Source organism: Streptomyces sp. CA-288835 (genome assembly GCF_050936385.1).
GTDB lineage: Bacteria > Actinomycetota > Actinomycetes > Streptomycetales > Streptomycetaceae > Streptomyces.
Genome location: NZ_JBNJMW010000001.1, coordinates 9,042,753 through 9,064,901, shown reverse-complemented (window position 1 = coordinate 9,064,901; position 22,149 = coordinate 9,042,753). Strand labels below are relative to the sequence as shown.

The window sequence follows — 22,149 nt, the reverse complement described above, 5'->3', positions numbered from 1 at the left end:
AGCTGCCGGTGGAGGTCACTCTGGCCTGACGACCGCGACGCCAGGAGCCACCCGCAACAATCACCCGTCCCGGGTGAGTGCTCACGTCCGCGGTGACCGCACGCTGAAGCCGTGGACGGTTTCCAGATCCTCCTGCTGGCCATCACCATGGCAGCCATCGCATGGGGCCTCGCCGTCGCCTTGAGGAGCGCCCTCGACCTGGGTAGTGCTGCTGCCATCGGACATCGTGATCACGCTGACCGTCGGTGTGCATCTGGAACAGAGCGAATCCGGATACGCACACGCGCTTCCACATCATCGCCTGGGCGATCTTCATCGTTCTGATCCTTGCCTGAGACAAGCGCACATCCCCGCCTGATACAGGCGCACAACGAATCGAGGAAACGCCATGACGCAGACAGTGCACCGCCGCTCCCCCCAAAAGATGGCTGCTGCCTCCGGACTCGTCGTGTTCGCGGCGGTCATGCTGGTCATCGCCGGAGTCCTCGACATCTTCCGGGGCATCATGGGCATCGCCGACGACGATCTCTTCGTCGCGACGCCCCAGTACGTCTTCCGGTTCGACCTGACCGGGTGGGGCTGGTTCCACCTGATCCTCGGATTCCTGGGGGTCGTCATCGGTGTCAGCCTGTTCAAGGCCGGACTCGTGGCCCGGATCGCCGGTGTGGCGATCGCCGGATTCCTGATCATCGCGAACTTCCTGTCCCTGCCCTACTACCCGGTCTGGTCGATCATCGCGATCGCCCTGTACTCCTTCGTCATCTGGGCACTGTGCGTGGTGCGGCCGGAGACCAGGGCCCACTGAGCGGGCCGGCCCCCTCTCTCGTGTGGCTCGTGTGGCGATCATGAGCTTGAGGCCGTCAAATGGAGCTGAGGCCTCACTCACCCCGGAAGCCGCACCCAGAGGGTGGTGGCCATGCCCCGCAGCACAGCCTCAGCAGCGTGGGACGGCGAAGGCGAATCCAGCAACGCCCGCGACACCCGCACATCGGCGAACGTCCCGGCTTCCGGCAGCGGCGGCGCGGACGCGCACCGGGGGCCGACGGGTGACCCGCTGCTGGCGGCGAAGTTCGCGATCCCGGCCGTGCCACGGACCCTCGTCCGCCGGCAGCGGCTGCTGGACCGGCTCACCATGGCTACGGCCGGCCCCCTGACGCTGATCACCGGCCCGGCGGGCGCGGGGAAGACGACGCTGGCCGCCTCGTGGGTGGCCGAGGGGACGGCACCGGGCCCCGTGGTGTGGCTGACCGCCGAGCATGAGGACAGAGCGCCGGGGGTGTTCTGGGCGTACGTACTCGAAGCGCTGCGCCATCACCACGTCGAGCTGCCTGAGGACCCGGATCGGCCCGGGTCCGCCGAGTTCGTCGAGCACTCCTTGCTTGCGAGGCTCGCGTCCGGGCTGGCCCACCAGCACCGGCCGGTCGTGTTCGTACTCGACGGACTCGACCAGGTTCCCGTACGCGAGGTGGCCTCGGCCCTGGATTTTGTCCTGAGCCACGCGGGACCGACTTTGCGCCTGGTCGTCATCAGCCGGGTCGACCCCTTGCTTCCGCTGCACCGCTACCGTGCCCAGGGCCGGATCTGCGAGATCCGCAGCGCCGATCTGGCGTTCACCCGGCAAGAGGCCGCCGCGCTGCTGCGCGGACATGGTCTGGAGTCCTGCGAGGAAAGCGTCGATGTCCTGACGGCTCGCACCGGAGGCTGGGCAGCCGGGGTGAGGCTGTGCGCCCTGGAGATGCAGCGGGCCGACGACCCGAACGGCTTCGCCCGTTCCTTCGCGGCGTCCCAGAGCGCGGTCGCCGACTACCTGCTGGCCGAGGTCCTCGACGCCCAGCCCGAGGCCACCCGGGACCTGCTGATGCGATCGAGCATTCTCGACCGGGTGCATCCCGACCTGGCGAACACACTGACGGGACGTGAGGACGCGGAGTGGATCCTGGCCGGGCTCACCCGCGCAGGCGCCTTCGTCGAGTCTGTGGCGGGCACGGGGTGGTGCCGATTCCAGCCGCTGTTCGCCGAGGTTCTCCGCACGCATCTGCGCCACCATCATCCCGGCCTCGAACCCCGGCTGCGCCGCCGGGCCGCGGTCTGGCTCGCCGGCCACGGCCGGCTCACCGAGGCACTGGAGCAGGCGGCCACGGCCGAGGACTGGGAGTGGGCCACCGCCCGGGTGGTCGATCACCTGGAGATCGGGCGTCTGCTCACCGGCCCCGAGGCCCACCGGCTGGAGAGCTGCTTCGCCGGTATGCCCCGTGATCTCCCCGGAACCGCGTCCGCGCTCGTCGCGGCCGCCTGTGCCGCCGCTCAGTACGACCTCGCGGGCTGCCGGGCGCAGCTGGACCGAGCCGAGGAGAACATACGCAGCGCACAAGCACAGCCGTCGCCAGAGACACAGCTGACACTCTGCCTGCTCCGGCTTCTCAGCTCGCCCGGCACCCGAGACCGCGAACGCGGATGCGATGCCGTTCAGGAGGCGGACAGGACCCTGGATCTCGCCGGGCGCCTGCCCCGGTCGCGGCGCGCGGAGCACCCGGAGATCGAGGCGCTACGGCGGTACGGACTGGCCCGCGGGCTGCTGCTGGCCGGACGCCTCGGCGCCGCCCGCACCGCCTTCGCCGCGGCGGCGGACGGCTGCGTCGGCGCGACCGACGTCGTGCGGCACCACAGTCTCGGGCAGCTGGCCCTACTGGAAACCCTCCGTGGTGAACTCAGCGAGGCAGAGGCACACGCCCGGTTCGCCCTCGCGACCGCCCGCAACCGTTCCGTCCCGCCGGCGCGACGGTCCGGGATCGGCCACCTCGCCCTGTCCGGCGTCGCCCTCGAACGCGGGGATCTCCGGGACGCCCGCCATCACCTCGACCTCGGTTCCGAGTGTCCCGACGCGGAGCATGACCCGGTCACGCGTACCGAAATGCTGGTGCTGCGCGCCCGGCTGAACCTCGCGCAAGGCCGCTGGCGCGCCGCCCTCGCGGCCATCGGGGCACCCGAGGTTCGTCCGCCCACGCTGCCGCCGTGGCCGTCGCAGCGCATCGCCCTCGCGGCCTCGGCCATCCAGCTGGCCCGGGGCGATCCCGCAGCGGCGATCACTGCCCTGGACGGAGCCGGACCTGACGCGTCGTCGCACGTCATCGCCCTTGCCCGCGCCCACCTCGCGTCAGGCGACGCGGGCCGGGCGCTTGGTCTCCTGCCACCACCGGACGGTCAGCGGGATGCGGGCATCGCAGAGCGGGTCGGCATCCTCTTGATACGGGCCCACGCCGCGATCCTGGCCAAGGACACCGAGACAGCGCACAGCACGCTCGGCGAAGCGCTGGCCGCCGCCGGACCCGTTACTCTGCGGCGCCCCTTCTTCGAGGCGGGTCCCTGGGTAGGGCATCTCCTGGAGCTGCGGCCCGATACGGCCGACAGGCACGCATGGCTCACGGCCCGGCCGGGGGCCGTCAACGGCACGTTGCGCACGGCCGACCTCCCCGCGGACGGAAGCCCCTCAGCCCTCCTGGTCGTGGAGCAGCTCAGCGAACGCGAGCGTCAAGTGCTCCAGCACTGCGCACAGGTCATGTCGACCGAGGAGATCGCGGAGGCGATGTGCCTGTCGGTCAACACGGTCAAGACGCATCTGCGGAGCATCTACCGCAAGCTCGTGGTCTCCCGTCGCGGCGAGGCGGTACGGCGAGCACGGGAGCTCAACCTGCTCTGACCGCGAGCGGCGCTTTCCGGGGGCGGTTTGAAGCTGCGGGCACCTTGAGCCGCCAGTAACCACGTGCCCGCACCCTCCCACCGGCCCACGGCCCCGCACATGCGCCAACTGCCGGAAGTGTGACGCTGCTCATGCCACCGCCTCGAGCGGCGCCCCCTTCTGGAACTGCGTCCGGTACAGCTCCGCGTACCGCCCGCCCACCGCAAGCAGCTCCTCATGCGTACCCCGCTCCACAATCCGCCCCGCCTCGACGACGAGGATCGCGTCAGCGGCCCGTACGGTCGACAACCGATGCGCGATGACCACCGCGGTCCGGCCCGACAGCGCTTCGGTGAGCGCCTCCTGGACGGCGGCCTCAGACGTGTTGTCCAGGTGCGCGGTCGCCTCGTCAAGGATGACCACCCGCTGCCGGGCGAGCAGCAGCCGCGCGATGGTCATCCGCTGGCGCTCACCACCGGACAGCCGATAGCCACGCTCACCCACCACCGTGTCGAGCCCATCCGGCAGCGACCGCACGAGGTCCTCGAGGCGGGCGCGGCGCAGAACGTCCCACAGCTCATCGTCGCCGGAGGCATCCGCATCGGGCCGCGCAAGCAGCAGATTCGCACGCACCGAGTCGTGGAAAAGATGCCCGTCCTGCGTGACCATCCCGACAGCGCCCCGCATCGACTCGGCACTCAGATCACGCACATCGACGCCACCGATACGCACGGAACCCTCATCGACGTCGTACAGCCGCGGCAGCAACTGCGCGATCGTCGACTTCCCGGCGCCGGACGAGCCGACAAGCGCGACGGTCTGCCCAGGCTCGGCGCGGAACGAGATGCCGTGCAGAACCTCCGCGCCCCCACGGGTGTCCAACGACGCCACCTCCTCCAGCGAGGCCAGAGACACCTTGTCCGCGGACGGATAACCGAAGCGGACATCCGTGAACTCCACGGAGAGCGGTCCCTCCGGCACCTCCCGAGCATCCGGTTTCTCCGCGATCAGCGGCTTCAGGTCGAGCACCTCGAAGACCCGCTCGAAGCTCACGAGGGCGCTCATGACCTCAACTCGCGCTCCCGCCAAGGAGGTCAGGGGCGCGTACAGGCGGGTGAGGAGCAGCGCCAGCGACACCACGGCGCCCGGTTCCAGGCTGCCGCGCAGCGCGAACCAGCCGCCGAGTCCGTAGACCAGGGCGAGGGCGAGCGCGGAGACGAGGGTCAGCGCGGTGATGAACGCCGTCTGCGCCATGGCCGTACGCACCCCGATGTCGCGCACCCGCCGGGCCCGCGCCGCGAACTCCTCCGACTCGTCCTCGGGCCGCCCGAAGAGCTTGACCAGCGTGGCGCCGGGCGCGGAGAAGCGCTCGGTCATACGGGTGCCCATCGCGGCGTTCAGGTCCGCGGCCTCGCGCTGGAGTTTCGCCATCCGGCGGCCCATGCGGCGGGCGGGGATGACGAACACCGGGAGCAGGACCAGGGCGAGCAGCGTGATCTGCCAGGACAGGGTGAGCATGACGGCGAGGGTGAGCAGCAGCGTCACGAGGTTGCCGACCACTTGGGACAGGGTGTTGCTGAACGCCCGCTGGGCGCCGATGACGTCGTTGTTGAGGCGGCTGACTAGGGCTCCCGTACGGGTGCGGGTGAAGAAGGCGACCGGCATGCGCTGCACATGATCGAAGACCGCCGTCCGCAGATCGAGGATGAGTCCCTCGCCGAGCCTCGACGAGAGCCAGCGGCTCATCAGTCCGAGTCCCGCCTCGGCGAACGCGATCAGGGCGATGAGCAGGGCAAGGCGTACGACCGTGCCCTCCTCGCCGCCGGACACGATCGCGTCCACGACGCGTCCGGCGAGGACCGGCGTCGCCACGGCGAGCAGCGCGGTGGCCACGCTGAGCACCACGAACTGCGCGATACGGCGACGGTGCGGACGGGCGAAGACGGCGATGCGGCGCAGCGTCGCGCGGGCGAGGGGGCGGCGCTCCTGCTGGGCGTTCATGACGCTGTGCAGCTGCATCCAGGCTGTGGTTTCCATGCTCATGGGAACGACGCTAGAACCTCAATCAACCTTGAGGTCAAGCGGCTGACCGATATTACGCGTGATCCAAGGCCGTGACGCCTGATCCCAGGAAACGTGCGCGGCGCGTAAGCCGCCGTCCCCGTACACGCAACCCCCCGTTGGCACGGCACGGAAAGCCTTTCCCGGTGTGACGGACGTACGACTTCCCCGCACCCTGCGCAGACGCATACCGGTCCGCCAGATCCTGTGCCTGCTTCCGCTCGCCCTCGTGGCCGTGGTCGCGGTGCGCCACTGGTCCGTGCTCGTGGACGGCTTCCACCACCTGGCGACGGCCAAGTGGCCCTGGCTGCTGGCGGCAGGGGCGGCGACCTGCCTGACGTGGGTCGCGGCGGCCGTCACCCGGCAGGGCGCCCTGGTCGAGCGGCTGCCCAAGTGCCGCCTGCTCGCAACGCAGTTCGCGGCAAACACCGCCAACCATCTGCTGCCGACCGGGCTCGGCGCGAGTGCCGTCAACCTCCGTTTCATGGCGGTCTGCGGGGTTCCACTGGCCCGCTCCTCGGCCGCCCTCGCGCTCTATCTGCTCGCGGAGGCCATAGCCAGGACCGGCCTGCTGCTGGCCCTGCTGATCGCCTTCCCCGACGCACTGCGCCCCGACAAGCTCATCCCGGACGCGGCGGTCGGCCCGCTGCTGATCGCCGCCGGAGCGGCGGCGTGCGGCGCGGTAGCGGTTCTGCTGCTCGTACGACGGCTGCGTACCGCCCTGTCCACCTTCCTGCGGACCGCGCTCGGTGAGGCGCGCTCCGTGCACACCCGGCCGGCGCGTGCGCTCGCATTGTGGGGCGGCTCGTTCTCCTTCCCGATCCTTCAGGCGGCTGGACTGGTCGCGGTGAGCCTTGCGTTGGGGCTGCCGGTGTCTCCGCTGCACATCGTGGTCGCGTATCTGGCGGCTACGGTCGCCGTCGCCCTCATCCCGACGCCGGGCGGTATCGGCTCGGTCGAGGCCGCGCTGATCGTCGCGCTGGTGGCGGCGGGCGGCCCGGTCGCGGTGGCTACGGCGGTCGTACTCGCGTACCGCATCATCACGGTGTGGCTGCCGCTGCTGCCGGGGGCGTTGACGCTGGGCGCGCTGGTGCGACTGAAGATGATCTGAGGCCCGGCCCCAAAGGCGGCGTATCCAGGCCAACTTGGGCGCCGTGAAGGCGAGGGCGGGTTCCAGCCCCTTGAGCCGCCGGTGATCACTCCATGCAAGCCCTCCCCCAGACACGCCGGGCGTCTACACACCCGATGCGCCTACGACGATGGCCGGATTCAGAACGGCCCAGGGGCGAGGCATCCGCGCGGATACGGCAGGATGAGCGAGCCCGCCGGTTTTCGCACAGACGTCCCGGCGGGAGCGCACATCCAGGAATCGAGCAGCAGGTGACGAAGTGACGAGACATCACATACCGGGCGTACGCCCCCTTCCCAGAACGACGGGAGGCAGTTGGTGAACCGCGATCTCACCGCACACGACATGATCATCGCCGGCGTCTGGGTGGCCGTCGGGCTTGCGGCGGGCGTCCTGTTGCGGATGCTGCTGCGCTGGCTGGGCAAGCACGCGGATCGTACGAGTTGGCGCGGGGACGATGTCATCGTCGACTCGCTGCGCGCGCTGGTACCGATCGCGGCGCTGGCCGGCGGTGTGGCCGCCGCGGCGGCTGCCCTTCCTCTGACGAGGCAGGTCAATCACAACGTCAACCAGGTCCTGACGGTTCTTCTCATCCTCGCCTCCACCATCACGGCGGCGCGCATCATCACGGGCCTGGTGCGGGCCGTGACCCAGTCCCGGCAGGGCGTCGCCGGTTCGGCCACGATCTTCGTCAACATCACGCGTGTCGTGGTGCTGGCGATCGGCATCCTGGTCGTCCTGCAGACCCTGGGCATCTCCATCGCGCCGCTGCTCACCGCCCTCGGCGTCGGCGGTCTGGCGGTCGCGCTGGCCCTCCAGGACACCCTCGCGAACCTCTTCGCGGGCATCCACATTCTCGCTTCGAAGACGATCCAGCCCGGTGACTACATCCAGCTGACGAGCGGCGAGGAGGGCTATGTCGTCGACATCAACTGGCGCAACACCGTCGTACGTGACCTCTCCAACAACCTGGTGATCATCCCCAACGCCCAGTTGTCCAGCACGAACATGACCAACTACAGCCGTCCCGAACAGGAGATGACGCTCACCGTCCAGGTCGGGGTCGGCTACGACAGTGACCTGGAGCATGTCGAGCGGGTGACCGCCGAGGTCGTGACCGAGGTGATGACGGAGGTCGAGGGCGCCGTGCCCGAGCACGAACCGGCCATCCGCTTCCACACGTTCGGGGATTCGCGGATCAGTTTCACGGTCATCTTGGGGGTCGGCGAGTTCAGCGACCAGTACCGGATCAAGCACGAGTTCATCAAGCGGCTGCACACGCGCTACCGGGTCGAGGGCATCAGGATCCCCTCCCCCGCGCGGACGATCGCGCTGCAGAACGGCGGCCCGAACGGCAGCGGGGCCATTCCGCCGCAGTGGGACGGCGTCACCACCATCTCCGTGGACACACAGAAAGCATGAGCCGAGCGGGAGGTCACCGTGTCAACACCGGTGACCTCCCCGGCAGTTGCCCCGCCCGGAGAGGGGGGCAGGGCACGTACGTGGCGGTCAGGGCACGTACGTAGCGTTCTGCGCCGTGGCGACCACCTGCTGACCGTTGGCCTGGGTGAGCCGGCCCGCGGACACCCACGCGTCCACCGTCGACCGCACCCGCGTCACCAGGGCGGCCTTGCTGGCGAAGGGCGCCCCCGCCCAGATCTCGTCGAGCAGCGTCGTCCCGTCGGACTTCGCCGGGTTGGCGATCCCAGAGTCCGTGTTCCCGAACACGACCTTGGGCTCCGCCCGGCGGACATAGGCGTGCGTCCGGTCCTCGGTGCCCTCGTAGAAGGGGGCGAACTCCGTGCCGTTCAGCGTGTAGTGGAGCGGCTTGCCGGACACCGGCGTCAGTGAGGGCAGCAGGTCGCCGGACAAGGCGGCGTTCTTGTAGAGCCCGACTTGGAGGTAGCTGGTGCTGGAGTTGCGGCCCACCAGGTTGATCGGGCCGTAGAACAGGGTCTGCAGGGTCGGGTCGTCGAGCGCCTTCTCGACGCGCAGCCGGAACGGGATGGTGACGCGTACGGTGTCGCCGCTGCGCCAGGCCCGGGAGATCGTGAAGTAGCTGCCGGGGTTCGGAGTTCCGCTGACCGCGCTGCCGTTGACGGTCACCCGGAAGCCGGCAGTCGCCCAGGACGGCACCCGCAGCTTCAGGTCGAAGGTCGCGCTGCCGCCGCTGACGGTGAGCGTCGTGCCTTGCTCCCTCGGGTAGTCCGTGGCCTGTGTGACGGTGACGCCCTTCGCGGACCAGGTCAGCGTGGAGGGGCTGTACAAGTTGACGTACAGGGCGGAGTTGTCGGCCTTCGTGAAGTACACCGAGTCCTGGTACTTGGTGGCGCTCTCCATGCCGGTGCCCTCGCAGCAGGTCGTGCCCTGCTTCGGCGTGTAGTCGCGTACGTGCCCGGGTGTGAGGCCGATGAAGTACGTGACCAGCGGCTTCTCCGCGTCGGCCTTGTCCTGCTTGGAGCCGAGGACCTGGTTGTACAGACCCCGCTCGTAGTAGTCCATGTACTTCGGTTCCTGGTCGTGGAAGAACAGCATCCGGCTCAGCTTGAGCAGGTTGTACGCGCAGCAGGTCTCGGCGCTGGTGTCGCTGATCGTGCCCGCGATGAGCCCCCGCGCTTTCCAGAACTCGGCCGTGCTCGTCCCGCCGATGCCGAACATGCGGTGCGGGATGACCATGCCCCAGAAGTTCTTCGCGGCGGTGAGGTAGCGGGTCTCGCCCGTCGCGTCGTACATGCGGACGTAGCCGGTGAAGATCGGGATGTGCTGGTTGGCGTGCAGGCCGTTGAGGATGTCCGTGTTCGCGGCGCAGGCGTCGATGAGCTTCTCGAGGTCGAACAGCTTGGCCAGCGCGAGGTGTTCGGCCTTGCCGGTGATCGAGTGCAGGTCGACGATCGTCTCGACGATGCCGCCGAACTCTCCGCTGGAGGTGATGCCCCACATCCGCTGCAGGGTGGCGTCGGGCAGCTTGGACAGCCGGGAGTACATCCAGTCGCACATGCCGGACGCGAGATCGAGCGCCCGGGCGTCGTCGGTGGCGAGGTGTGCGTCGAGCAGTCCCTTGAGGATCTTGTGCGCGGTGTAGTACGGCGCCCACACCTTGGTGTAGTCACCGCTGGTCATCGACTCCAGCTGGATGAACTGCGTCTCCGGGTACGCGGCGAGGTACCCGGGGTGGCTCGGCCGACCCCAGGTGCGGCGGAGGGTGGCGGTGAGGTTGCGCCCTGAGGCGTCCGCGAAGGTGCCGCCGGTGGTGGCCGAGAAGTCGTACGACGCGAGGTTGCCGCGCCCCGCGGCGGAGTTCTTGGCCTCGTTGGTGTGCAGCGAGGTGATCTGGGCCGCGGTCAGGGCCCGGGAGTAGACGTTGAACTCGTCGAAGGCGCCCGCGAACACGGGGTCGTCGGAGAAGTTCGAGCGGCCCAGCCAGTTGTTCGTCAGGGTGCCCAGGGCGGACGGGTTGAGGGTCATCGAGGTGTTCTGGGCGACGCGTGCGCCGTTGACGTAGAGCGTGCCGGTGTTGCCGGAGATGGTCACCGCCACGTGGCTCCACTGGTTCAGCGGCAGTGCGGCGGTGCCGTTGAGGCCTTGTTCGCCGCCCGCCCCGCTGGTGGTGATGGCGAAGCGCGGTACTCCGCTGGCGTTACGGGCGGCCAGGTACATGTAGCGGGTCTTGTCGTTGCCGAAGTCGAAGATCCGCTGCCAGTTGGCGTTGTGCGTGGGCTTCACCCAGACCGACAGAGTGATCGCCGCGGCACCACCGAGCACGGCGGCCGGGAGGTCGACGTACTGGTACGAGCCCCGGACGTTCTCGTGCGCACCGCCCCACTTCCCGGTGACGGCGAGCGGCTTCGGGTCGCCGCGCAGTGCCGTGCGCACCTCGGTCAATGCGCCGATCATGGTGCGGATCTTGTCGGCGTACGCCTGGTCGCCGGTGGACGCGTATGCCTGCGACAGCATGGTCAGGAAGTGGCCGGTGTAGTGGCCGCGGAGGTTGCCGTTGGCCTCGCCGTCCAGGCCCTCCCAGCCGCCGGGGGCGACCGCGCCGCCCGTGGAGAGGCCGGCGTTGGCGCGGTAGACCTGGAGCAGCCGGTTCACGTCGTATCCGCGGCCGTGGTCGAGCATCAGCTGGCGCTTGCCGGCGAAGATGCCCTGCCCGAGCTTCACGTCCTCCAGCTCGAACGGCCGCACCGCCCAGGCGGACGGCACCGGCAGCCCGGCCGCAACGGCGACCGCCGCCGCGGAGGCACCGCTCGCGGCGGCGGCTCGGCCGACGGGAATCGCGGATATCACCGGGGTCGCGGCGACCAGGGCGGCGGCGCGGAAAAGGGATCGTCTGGAGGGGGATGACGCCATGGGGGGCCTCTTCTTACTCAAGCTTCTGGTCAGGTGGGGGCGTTGTCCGATATATCGATCAAGGTTCGAATAACCGACCAGACCGTAAAAGGCGGGCGAGATCACGTCAATGGTTACGTCACGATTGGCACCGAGTGCCCCTACAGCATCACCGGCAGCAGAAGTCGCCAGGCGTTCATGAAGTCTTGACGCCGCCCCACCTGCACCTTACGTTCTGACCGGCTTGCCGAACTCCGTTCGAAATGTCGGCCGTTGGCTGATGTGCCAGGGCGCCCGACGGCGCGATGCGGCAACGTTCCGCGGTCGGGGCGACCACTCCCGTCCGCCGCCGGCTTCCTGGTCCCGCGTAACGGCACGACCATCGGGGCGCGTCCGTGAACTGACCGCTGCGTACGGCCCGTTCCGCAGGGCCCCGAACAAGAAGTAGGGCCCAGGGACGGGCCGTACCACGAGAACAAAGCACACCGAGGAGAGCCGCACATGAATACACCGGACAGACCTGCCGCCGTACCGAACGACACCAGATCCCCGAACTCCCTGACGCCGTCCCGCCGTGGCGTGCTGCGGGCGATGGCCGCCCTCCCCGCTTCGGCGGTCCTGCTGGGCGCACTGCCCGGAACGCTCGGCTCGGCCGTGGCCGCGGCACCGCCCCGCGGCTCCGCCACCCGCTACACCATCATGCCGTTCCTCAACAGCACCGATGCCACGGTCAATGTGTACGAGTCCGACGACGCCACCGACTTCCGGCTCGTGAAGGCGTCCGCGTACACCCCGCCGGCGGGCCGGATCCGGGACGCCAGCATCTTCCGGCACTCCAATGGCTACTACTACGTCACGTACACCACCCGCACCTGGCAGGACACCAGCACCACCATCGGCTTCGCCCGCAGCTCGGACCGGGTCAACTGGACGTTCCTGTACGACTACACCGTCCCCATCGCGAACCTGTCGCGCGCCTGGGCGCCCGAGTGGTTCGTCGACAGCGACGGCAGCGTGAACATCATCCTGTCCTGCTCGACCACCAACGACCAGTGGATCTTCACTCCGTACCGGCTGAGGGCCACCAACTCCGCGCTCACCGCCTGGAGTTCACCCGTGGCCCTGTCGGGCATCGGCGCCAACCACATCGACACGTTCATCGTGAAGCTCGGCTCCACCTACCACGCGTTCACGAAGAACGAGACGACGAAGTACATCGAGTACGCCACCGCCACCGCCCTCAACGGCCCGTACACCATCCGCAGGACCGGCAACTGGGCGGGCTGGGGCAGCACCCGCGAGGGCGCCGCGCTGATCCAGCTCGACAACGGTGCGTGGCGGATCTTCTTCGACGGCTACGGCGACGGCAGTTACTACTACTCCGACAGCTACGACACGTTCGCCACCTGGAGCGCCCCGAAGAGGCTGCCGTCGATCTCCGGCACGGCACGCCACTTCACCGTGCTCAAGGAGACGGTCTCCGGCGGGGTGAACCTGCCGACGAACGTCAGCCGCTCGCTGCGCTCGGCCAACTACACCACCCGCTACTGGAAGGAGCAGTCCGCCCTGCTCAACCTGCCCGTGGTGAGCTCCTCGAGCAGCGCCGCGGAGAGGCAGGCGGCCACGTTCACGGTCGTGCCGGGTCTCGCCGACGCGGGCGGCTACTCCTTCCGCAACGCGGCCGGGAACTATCTGCGTCACTGGGACTTCCGGGCTCGCTTCGACGCGAACAACGGCTCGTCGACGTTCGCCAGGGACGCCACGTACATCGCCCGTACGGGCACCGCGAGCGGCTCCGTCCGCTTCGAGTCGTACAACTACCCGGGCTACTACCTGCGCCATTACGGCTTCCAGCTGCGGGTGGACCCGGCGGACGGCTCCGCAGTGTTCCGCCAGGACAGCTCATTCGTACCCGTGAATCCGCTCTGACCTGCACGGCAGTCCCGTCCCACAGATCTGCATGCGTATCGGCGGGCACACGTCGCGCCGACCACGAGGCCACTGGGATCGCAGGCCGTCCGCGCTGCGATCCCAGCGGGCGTGGAGCTGTCCTGAAGCGGTCGTACGGGAGGAGTGCCGGGCTCCGCATGCTGGGCTCCGCACGGCGTATGCCGCTCGGGGTGGCGTACCCCTTGACTTCACCCCCGTTCCCGCGCCACATTCCTGACTCTGCATCAGAAACGGGGCGCCGGGAACCCTCGTGTCCCGGGCAGCACAGCACGGCCTCCCTTTCCCTGACCAGACTGGAGAGACCTGCCATGTCCACTCACGCTGATCCCGTCAGACGTACGTCGCACTCCGCCCCCTCGCGTCGCCGGGTGATCGGTGCCGCCGGCGCCGGCGTCGGGCTCGCCCTCGCCGGCGGGCTGCCGTATCCCGGCGGCCCCTACGCCGACGCCGCCGACGCCGCCGATCTGCCCATCCTCGGCACGTACGACGTCGTGGTCATCGGCTCCGGAGCCGCCGGTATGACGGCCGCGCTCACCGCCGCCAAGCAGGGCCTGACGTGCGTCGTCGTGGAGAAGGCTGGCACCTTCGGCGGCTCGGCGGCCCGTTCCGGCGCGGGTATCTGGATCCCGAACAACTCCGTCATCCTGGGCGCCGGGGTGCCCGACACCCCGGCGAAGGCCGCCACGTATCTCGCGGCCGTGGTCGGCGACGACGTCCCGGTCGACCGGCAGAAGGCCTTCCTCGACCACGGGCCCGCCATGCTCTCCTTCGTCATGGCCAACAGCCCGCTGCGCTTCCGGTGGATGGAGGGCTACAGCGACTACTACCCGGAGTTGCCCGGCGGGCTGGCGCAGGGCCGTTCCATCGAGCCCGACCAACTCGACGGGAACATCCTGGGTGCGGAGCTGGCCCGCCTGAACCCGGCGTACATGACGGTCCCGGCCGGCATGGTCGTCTTCAGCGCCGACTACAAGTGGCTCGTCCTGTCCGCGGTCAGCGCGAAGGGGCTCGCCGTGGCCACCGAGTGCCTGGCCCGGGGGACGAAGGCGGCGCTGCTGGGCCAGAAGCCGCTCACCATGGGGCAGTCGCTGGCGGCGGGCCTGCGCGCCGGGCTGCTCAGGGCGAATGTGCCCGTGTGGCTGAACACGCCGCTGACCGATCTGCACCAGGAGAACGGCGCCGTCACCGGCGCGGTCGTCACCAGGAACGGCGCCCCCGGACTGCTGCGCGCCCGCCGGGGCGTCATCGTCGGCTCGGGCGGCTTCGAGCACAACGCGGCCATGCGCGAGCGGTACCAGGAGCAGCCGATCGGCACCCAGTGGACGGTCGGCGCCAAGGAGAACACCGGCGACGGCATCCGCGCCGGTGAACGGGCAGGCGCGGCGCTGGAGTTGATGGACGACGCGTGGTGGGGCCCGGCGATTCCGCTCCCCGACCAGCCGTACTTCTGCCTCGCCGAACGTACCCTGCCCGGCGGGCTCCTCGTCAACGCGGCCGGAGCGCGCTTCGTCAACGAGGCCGCGCCGTACAGCGATGTCGTCCACACCATGTACGACCGCGACACCCCGAACGCCCCGCACATCCCCGCCTGGCTGATCGTCGACCAGAACTACCGCAACCGCTACCTCTTCAAGGACGTAGCGCCGACCTTCGTGTTCCCCGACGCCTGGTACGAGTCGGGCGCCGTCCACAAGGCGTGGACCCTGGACGCGCTGGCCACCTCGATCGACATACCCGCGGCCGCTCTGCGCGCCACCGTCAACCGCTTCAACTCCCTTGCCAGGAGCGGCGACGACAGCGACTTCGGGCGCGGCGACAGCGCGTACGACCACTACTACACGGACCCCTCGGTCCGCCCCAACTCCTGCCTGGCACCGCTGTGGCTGGCCCCCTACTACGCCTTCCGCATCGTTCCGGGCGACCTCGGCACCAAGGGCGGCCTGCTCACCGACGCCCGGGCGCGGGTGCTCAGCCCGGACGGCTCGGTCATCCCCGGCCTGTACGCGGCGGGCAACGCCAGCGCCGCCGTCATGGGCCGCAGCTACGCGGGCGCGGGCTCGACGATCGGCCCCGCGATGACGTTCGGGTACATCGCGGCACGGGACATCGCGGCACGCGGGTGAGCCGTCAACCGCTCCCGTCTTCGTACGCGCCGACGGCTGACCGCCTCGCGACCACGAACCACCCGAGGGTTCAGCGGACGAGACAAGGCCGCTTGCTGTCGAAGGCCCAGTCCTTGATCAGGTACCGCATCGCGAGGGCGTCGTCTCGGCCTGACAGGTTCTTCTCCCGGTAGAGGTTGTGGGCCGCGAGGAGGCGGTCCTTGTCGAGGTGGATGCCGAGGCCGGGGGTGTCGGGGACGGCGACCTCGCCGCCGACGATCCGCGGCGGATCGGTGGTCAGCCGTTCCAGGCCCTCCTGCCAGATCCAGTGCGTGTCGAGGGCGTTGTACTCGCCGGGCGCGGCCGCTCCGCAGTGGGCCATCATCGCCAGGGAGATGTCGAAGTGGTTGTTGGAGTGGCAGCCCCAGGTCAGGCCCATCGCGTCGCAGAGCTGGGCGACGCGTACCGACCCCTGCATGGTCCAGAAGTGCGGGTCGGCGAGGGGAATGGAGACCGACTGGAGGGCCAGGGCGTGGGTCAGCTCGCGCCAGTCCGTGGCGATCATGTTGGTCGCCGTGGGCAGCCCGGTGGCCCGGCGGAACTCCGCGAGGATCTCCCGCCCCGAGTAGCCGCCCTCGGGTCCGCACGGATCCTCGGCGTAGGCGAGCGTGCCGACCAGCGGCTTACACAGTTCGACGGCTTCGCGCAGGGACCAGGCGCCGTTCGGGTCGAGGGTGATCCGGGCTTCCGGGAAGCGTTCCTTCAGCGCCCGTACGGCCTTGACCTCCTCGTTCCCGGGCAGGACGCCGCCCTTGAGCTTGAAGTCCCGGAAGCCGTACAGGTCGTAGGTCGCCTCTGCCTGACGGACGATCGCCTCGGGGGTCAGGGCCTCCTCGTGCCGGATCCGATACCAGTCCACGGCTGAGCCGGGTTCGCGTACGTAGTCCAGGTCGGTGCGGTCGGGGTCGCCGACGTAGAAGAGGTATCCGAGGACCCGTACGGAATCGCGCTGCTTCCCGTCGCCCAGCAGCGCGGCGACGGGCACTTCGAGGTGTTGCCCGAGGAGATCCAGCAGCGCCGACTCGACGGCGGTGACCGCATGCACGGTGGTGCGCAGATCGAAGGTCTGGCCGCCTCGCCCGCCCCGGTCGCGGTCCGCGAATCGGTCTCCGATGGCCCGCAGTACGCGCTTGTAGTCGCCCACGCGTGCACCAACGACTAGGGGTTCGGCGTCCCGCAGTGTCTGCGTGATCTTCTCGCCGCCGGGCACCTCCCCCAGTCCCGTACGCCCTTCGGAGTCCTCGAGGACGACGACGTTCCGCGTGAAGTACGGGCCGTGGGCGCCGGAGAGGTTGAGCTCCATGGAGTCCCGTCCGGCGACCGGGAAGACGGAGAACTTGGTGACGGTGGGCTGGCTCATGACTGGTCTCCGCTCCGCAGGTCGAGGACGTCCGGGGCCCATTCGACGGCCAGTACGCCGGTCACTGTCCTCACATGAAGACAACGTCCATGTATGAGAATTGAGGCTAGGCTCGTGAACGCGATCAGGTCAATGGCCGAGCCGAAGGGGGGTCAGGTACCCGACGGTCCATCGGCCAGACGCAGCATCACCTTGCTGCTGGCGCTCGTCGGGTCGGCGGCCACGGCCAGTGCCTGCGCGGCCTGGTCCAGGGGGAAGCGGTGGCTGATCACCGGTGTCACATCCAGGCCGTCGCGCAAGGCGGCCAGCGCGTCGTCGATCTCCTCGACGAAGCGGTACGAGCCGATCCAGGTGACCTCGCGGGTGACGAGGTCACCCAGGACTGCGGGCACGGCCGTGCCCGGCAGGTTCCCGACCTGGACGAGGGTGCCGCCGCGAGCCGTGGCCCGCAGCACGGGGCCGAGCGCGGCCGGTGCGCCGGAGGCCTCGAAGACCACCTCCACGTCCTCGGGGAGCCCTTCGCCGCGCGAGAGTTCGCGCGTGTCGTCGGCGCCCATGGCGCGCGCGACGGCCAGCGAGGACGCGGCCAGGTCGGCGGCGATGACGGTGTCCGCCCCGCGGTGCTTGGCGGCGGCGACGACCAGGGAGCCGATCGGCCCGGCACCGTTGACGAGGACGCGGCGTCCGCGCAAGTCGGGCACCCGGCCGACGGCGTGCAGCGCGACGGCCAACGGCTCGGCCAGCGCGCCCTGTTCGGTGCTGACGCCGTCCGGCAGGGGCCGGATCTGCGTGGCGCGCACGGCCCGGTACTCGCTGAAGCCGCCGTCGGTGTGCGGGTGGAAGGCCGCCGAGCCGAAGTAGCGGACGCGCGGGTGGAGGTTCGTACGTCCGGCGATCCGCTCCGGCAGCCGGCCGTCACCTACCGGCTCGGCCGGGTGGACGGTGACCGGCTGTCCCTCCACGAGGCCTCGAACGCCGGGGCCGAGTGCGGCGATCCGGCCTGCGACCTCGTGGCCGAGGACCATCGGGTGCTTGAGCGAGGCGGTGCCGGATGCCCCGTACTTCCAGTAGGCGATGTCGGACCCGCAGATGCCGCCCCACTCCATGGCCAGCAGCACCTCGCCCTCGCCCGGCACCGGACGGGGCAGCTCATCGATCCGTACGTCTCCCGATCCATGGACCACGACGGCCTTCATCGCGCTCGTACCGCTCATACGACTCGTACGGCTCATACGGCGTCCTCCAGCCGGACCAGGTCGCGTCCGCGTGTCTCGGGCGAGAGGAGTGCGCTGACCAGGGTGATCAGCGAGTAGAGGATGAGCATCGCGGCGATGGGCCACCAACTGCCGGTGACGGCCGTGAGCGTGGCCGCGAGGACCGGGCCGATCGCGGTGGCGAGGATGCCGCCGATCTCCTTGGCGAGCGCGAGCTGGGTGAACCGGGTGCGGGATCCGAAGAGTTCGGCCATCGTCACGCTCTCCAGGGAGAAGAGGCCGAGGACACCGATGTTCAGACCGAGGATCATGCCGAGCATGACCGCCGGGGTGGAACCGGAGCTGATGAGCAGCATCACCGGGAAGGCCGCGACGATGGTCAGCATGGTGAGCGCGAGGTACACCGACCGGCGGCCGTAGCGGTCGCCGAGCAGGCCGACGACCGGCACGGTGGCGAAGCCCAGCAGCGAGCCGTACACGATCGCGTCCGTGGGAACGGAGCGTCCGACCGAGAGGTTGGTGGCGATGTAGCCGACCAGGAACGTCTGCATCAGGCCGGAGTTGCCCGCCTGGCCGAAGCGCAGGCCGAGCGCGAGGAAGAAGGCCTTGCCCTTGCGCTGGCGGATGCCCGCTTCCAGGACGCTGCTGTTTTCGCTGATCTTTTCGGTGCCCTTCTCGGGACTCGTCTCGGTGCCCTTGTCGGGACTCGTCTCGGTGCTCTGTCGGGAGATCACCGACTCGACCTCGCCGCGGGTCATCGCCACGCCGTTCACCACGTCGGGGCGTTCCTCGAAGACCGGGCTCTCCTTGAGGCCCCGCCGCAGCCAGACCGCGAACAGCATCAGGCCGAAGCTCAGCAGGAAGGGCAACCGCCAGCCCCAGGACAGCAGTTGCTCCTCGGTGAGCACGGCGAGCAGTATCGCCCACAGCCCGGAGGCAGCCAGCGTCCCGGAGTTGGTGCCGAGCGACACCAGCGAGGAGATCAGCCCGCGCCGCCTGACGGGGGCGTACTCGGCGAGCATGACGGTCGCTCCGGCGATCTCGGCACCCGCACCGAAGCCCTGCGCGAGCCGGAGCACCACGAGCAGGATCGGCGCGAGGATGCCGATCATGGCGTACGTGGGCAGCACGCCGATCAGCGTGGTGGAGGCACCCATCAGCAGGATGGTGAGGTAGAGGACCTTCTTGCGGCCCAGCCGGTCTCCCATCCGGCCGAAGTAGACGGCGCCGGCGAGCCGGGCGACGTAGCCGACGCCGTAGGTGGCCATCGCGGCGATCAGACCGATCGCGGGGCTGACGTCCGGGAAGAAGATCTTGTTGAAGACGATCGCGGCGGCCAGCGAGTAGAGCTGGAAGTCCATGAACTCCATGGCCGTACCGAGCCAGCCGGAGACGGCGGCCCTGGTGAGATCGCGGGTCGAACGCCGGGCCGTACTCGATGGCTGTGCGGCGGTGACGCTGTCCTTCATGTGAACTCCGTTGTTCTGGCACTGCGTTGAGCGGGTGGTGCGTGGGGACGGGGAGGGGTTCAGATGGCGAGAGCTGAGCTCTTCAGAGTTCGACGCGGCCCGCTCGTACGGCGGGAAGCCGGTCCGCGACGGCCGCGGTGAGGGCCGCGTCGTCTGCCAGGTCCGCCGCTCCGACTACGCGCAGCAGCACGCTCACGGTCGTCGCGGGCGGCGCGGCCGAGTCCCAGCAGGCGGCGAGCGCGTCGTGTGCGGGGTCGGTGATGTCGGTGGGCGGGCGGGTGGCGTCGACCCAGCCGGCGAGGGCGAGTTCGAGCACGGGGGTGGCCGCGCCTCGCGCCCGCAGGGAACGCAGGACGGGCAGCCAGCGTTCCGTGATCTTCAGCGATCCGTCGGAGCCGATCTGCCGCAGCAGATGCCGCATGGCGGGATTGCTGAAACGTACGACGAGGTCATCGGCGTACGCCCCCGGGTCGGGACCTCCGTCCGGCAGGGTAGGAGCGACCTCCGCGCACAGGGACCGGACCAGGCGCTCGCCCCAGTCGGTCGCCATGGCGTCGGCGATGGTGGTGCGGCCCGCGGCCAGGCCGAGGTAGGCCAGCGCGGAGTGGGAGCCGTTGAGCAGCCGCAACTTGGTGAGCTGGTACGGCGCGACGTCCGGCACGAACAGGGCGCCGTCCAGTTCCCAGGGCGGCCGGGGCGCGGCGAAGGAGTCCTCCAGGACCCACTGCCGGTAGGGCTCGCCCACCACGGGGACCGCGTCGTGCACACCGAGCGCGGCACCGGCCGCCGCCCGGTCCGCGTCGGTCGTCGCGGGCACGATCCGGTCCACGACGGTCGAGGGAAAGGCCACCGCCTCGGACATCCGATCCAGGATCTCCGCACGGTCCGGCCAGGCGGCGGCGCGTACGAAGTCGGAGACGACCTGGCCGAGTACGACGCCGTTGGAGGCCATGTTGTCGCAGGACACGACGCTGATCGGCGGCGCTCCCGAGCGCATCCGTGCGGCCAGTCCGGCGGCCAAACGCCCGACCACGGTGGTGAGTTCACCTTCGGGACCTGCCGCCAGGTCGGCGGCGACTGCCCGGTCCGTCGTGTCCAGGCCGCCCGTCCGCGCCGACCGGTGGTAGCCCTTCTCCGTGACCGTCAGCGTCACGACCGTCACCTCGGGGTCGGCGAGCAGGGCGTCGACGGCGGCGGCGTCCGGGCGCAGGGACAGCGCGTCGGTGACCGCGCCGATGACACGGGAGACGTCGCCGTCGGGCCGGCGTTCGGTGAGGGAGTACAGGCAGTCCTGGTCCCGCAGGGCGTGCACCGTCTCGGTCGAGCGGGGGGCGACGGCGGTGATGCCCCAGGGTTCGCCGGAGCGGGCGGCGGCGTTCTCGGTGTAGACCGCCTGGTGCGCCCGGTGGAAGGCGCCGAGCCCGAAGTGCAGGACGCGGGTGGGCAGTTCGGCGGGGTCGACGGCGGGGCGCTGTTCGGGTGCGAGCCGGGCGAGCGCCTTGCGGTTCAGCGGTGGAAGTCCGGTGGCGGTCACCAGTCGTGCACCGAACCGTCGAGGCGGCGCGCGACCGGCAGGTAGCGCCGCTGGTACGGGAAGCGCTCGGCGGCCTTCTCGTCGTACTCGACACCGAGACCGGGCTCGTCCGAGGGGTGCAGCATGCCGTCGGCGAATGCGACGCCGCTGCGGAACACCTCGCCGGTCTCGTCCGGGTGGCCCATGTACTCCTGGATGCCGAAGTTCGGCACGGCGATGTCGAGGTGCACCGCGGCGGCCATGCTCACGGGCGAGAGATCGGTCGCGCCGTGGGATCCGGTCCGTACGTGGTAGAGGGCGGCGAGGTCGAAGATTCGCCGCAGGTGGGTGATGCCGCCCGCGTGCACAACCGTGGTGCGGATGTAGTCGATGAGCTGTTCCGTGATCAGGTGCTGGGCGTCCCAGATCGAGTTGAACACCTCCCCCACCGCGATCGGTGTCGTGGTGTGCCGGCGGATGAGGCGGAAGGCCTCCTGGTTCTCGGCCGGGGTCGGGTCCTCCATCCAGAAGAGCCGGCACGCTTCGACGCTCCGGCCGAAGCGGGCCGCCTCGATCGGGCTGAGCCGGTGGTGGATGTCGTGCAGCAGATGGAAGCCGAAGCCGAAGCGCTCCCGCACCGCTTCGAGATACGTGGGTGCGAAGCCGAGGTAGGCCTCGGTGTCCCAGGGCTGTTCGTCGGGAAGTTCCGTGGCGGCGGGTTCGTAGACCTTGCCCTTGCGGATGCCGTACGTACCGCCGACCTCGGGTACCGCGGCCTGCGCCCGGACCGCTCGGTAGCCGAGCTCCAGATAGCGCTCGACGTCGTCCAGCAGGGAAGGTACGTCCGTGCCGCTGGCGTGCGAATAGACGAGGACGCCGTCCCGGGACCGGCCGCCGAGGAGCTCGTAGACGGGGAGCCCGGCGGTCTTGCCCTTGATGTCCCACAGCGCGGTGTCGACGGCCGCGATGGCCGTCATGGTGACGGGACCGCGCCGCCAGTAGGCGCCCCGGTAGAGGAACTGCCACATGTCCTCGATCCGGGCGGGATCCTTGCCGATCAGCAGCGGGACGAGGTGGTCGCGCAGATAACTGGCGACGGCCAGCTCACGGCCGTTGAGCGTGGCGTCGCCGAGGCCGGTCACGCCGTCGGTCGTGGTGATGCGCAGCGTGACGAACGTGCGCCCGGGAGAGGCGACGAACACCTCGGCGCGCTCGATCTTGCTCACCGGTGCTCCTCCTGATCCACGATGTCGATCTGATCCACGATGCCGATCCATGGTGTCGCG

13 protein-coding genes are annotated in these 22,149 nt (G+C 69.8%); 6 read left to right on the top strand and 7 right to left on the bottom strand.

Annotated features, from left to right (window positions below; genetic code table 11):
* Positions 1-388 precede the first annotated feature (388 nt).
* Both ACQEVY_RS40840 and ACQEVY_RS40835 read left to right on the top strand, forming a co-directional pair.
* Complete coding sequence (locus tag ACQEVY_RS40840) at positions 389-805, top strand: DUF7144 family membrane protein (protein WP_432954984.1); 417 nt, start codon at positions 389-391, stop codon at positions 803-805.
* Between the two features lie 111 nt (positions 806-916).
* A complete protein-coding gene (locus ACQEVY_RS40835) occupies positions 917-3,697 on the top strand; it encodes a LuxR C-terminal-related transcriptional regulator (RefSeq protein WP_432954983.1) in 2,781 nt (926 codons plus the stop codon).
* Between the two features lie 129 nt (positions 3,698-3,826).
* Here the strand turns inward: ACQEVY_RS40835 and ACQEVY_RS40830 are convergent, their stop codons facing one another.
* Positions 3,827-5,713 (bottom strand): ABC transporter ATP-binding protein, encoded by a 1,887-nt coding sequence (locus ACQEVY_RS40830; RefSeq protein WP_432955657.1) that lies wholly within the window; start codon positions 5,711-5,713, stop codon positions 3,827-3,829.
* A gap of 172 nt (positions 5,714-5,885) precedes the next feature.
* Between ACQEVY_RS40830 and ACQEVY_RS40825 the strand changes: the two genes are divergently transcribed.
* Together ACQEVY_RS40825 and ACQEVY_RS40820 are read left to right on the top strand one after the other, a co-directional pair.
* On the top strand, positions 5,886-6,848 hold the full coding sequence (locus tag ACQEVY_RS40825; RefSeq protein WP_432954982.1) for a lysylphosphatidylglycerol synthase transmembrane domain-containing protein: 963 nt from the start codon (positions 5,886-5,888) through the stop codon (positions 6,846-6,848).
* A gap of 336 nt (positions 6,849-7,184) precedes the next feature.
* Positions 7,185-8,288 (top strand): mechanosensitive ion channel family protein, encoded by a 1,104-nt coding sequence (locus tag ACQEVY_RS40820; protein ID WP_432954980.1) that lies wholly within the window; start codon positions 7,185-7,187, stop codon positions 8,286-8,288.
* 87 nt (positions 8,289-8,375) lie between these two features.
* Here ACQEVY_RS40820 and ACQEVY_RS40815 read toward each other — a convergent pair whose 3' ends face one another.
* Positions 8,376-11,216 (bottom strand): beta-L-arabinofuranosidase domain-containing protein, encoded by a 2,841-nt coding sequence (locus ACQEVY_RS40815; RefSeq protein ID WP_432954978.1) that lies wholly within the window; start codon positions 11,214-11,216, stop codon positions 8,376-8,378.
* Between the two features lie 480 nt (positions 11,217-11,696).
* Here ACQEVY_RS40815 and ACQEVY_RS40810 point away from each other — a divergent pair, with 480 nt between their 5' ends.
* Together ACQEVY_RS40810 and kstD are read left to right on the top strand one after the other, a co-directional pair.
* A complete protein-coding gene (locus ACQEVY_RS40810; protein ID WP_432954977.1) occupies positions 11,697-13,124 on the top strand; it encodes a glycoside hydrolase family 43 protein in 1,428 nt (475 codons plus the stop codon).
* A 329-nt stretch (positions 13,125-13,453) separates the two neighbouring features.
* On the top strand, positions 13,454-15,268 hold the full coding sequence (kstD, locus tag ACQEVY_RS40805; RefSeq protein WP_432954975.1) for a 3-oxosteroid 1-dehydrogenase: 1,815 nt from the start codon (positions 13,454-13,456) through the stop codon (positions 15,266-15,268).
* Between the two features lie 70 nt (positions 15,269-15,338).
* On the opposite strand, the gene ACQEVY_RS40800 is transcribed toward kstD, so the two are convergent.
* The 5 genes from ACQEVY_RS40800 to manD form a co-directional block, all read right to left on the bottom strand.
* Complete coding sequence (locus ACQEVY_RS40800) at positions 15,339-16,667, bottom strand: enolase C-terminal domain-like protein (protein ID WP_432954973.1); 1,329 nt, start codon at positions 16,665-16,667, stop codon at positions 15,339-15,341.
* Positions 16,668-16,819: 152 nt separating this feature from the next.
* Complete coding sequence (locus ACQEVY_RS40795) at positions 16,820-17,899, bottom strand: L-idonate 5-dehydrogenase (RefSeq protein ID WP_432954972.1); 1,080 nt, start codon at positions 17,897-17,899, stop codon at positions 16,820-16,822.
* Complete coding sequence (locus ACQEVY_RS40790; RefSeq protein ID WP_432954970.1) at positions 17,896-19,350, bottom strand: MFS transporter; 1,455 nt, start codon at positions 19,348-19,350, stop codon at positions 17,896-17,898. Before ACQEVY_RS40790 ends, ACQEVY_RS40795 begins: the two co-directional genes overlap by 4 nt.
* A gap of 82 nt (positions 19,351-19,432) precedes the next feature.
* Positions 19,433-20,884: a mannitol dehydrogenase family protein gene (locus ACQEVY_RS40785; RefSeq protein ID WP_432954969.1), complete on the bottom strand. Its 1,452-nt coding sequence runs from the start codon at positions 20,882-20,884 to the stop codon at positions 19,433-19,435.
* Complete coding sequence (gene manD / locus ACQEVY_RS40780; protein ID WP_432954967.1) at positions 20,881-22,140, bottom strand: D-mannonate dehydratase ManD; 1,260 nt, start codon at positions 22,138-22,140, stop codon at positions 20,881-20,883. Before manD ends, ACQEVY_RS40785 begins: the two co-directional genes overlap by 4 nt.
* Positions 22,141-22,149: the final 9 nt, after the last annotated feature.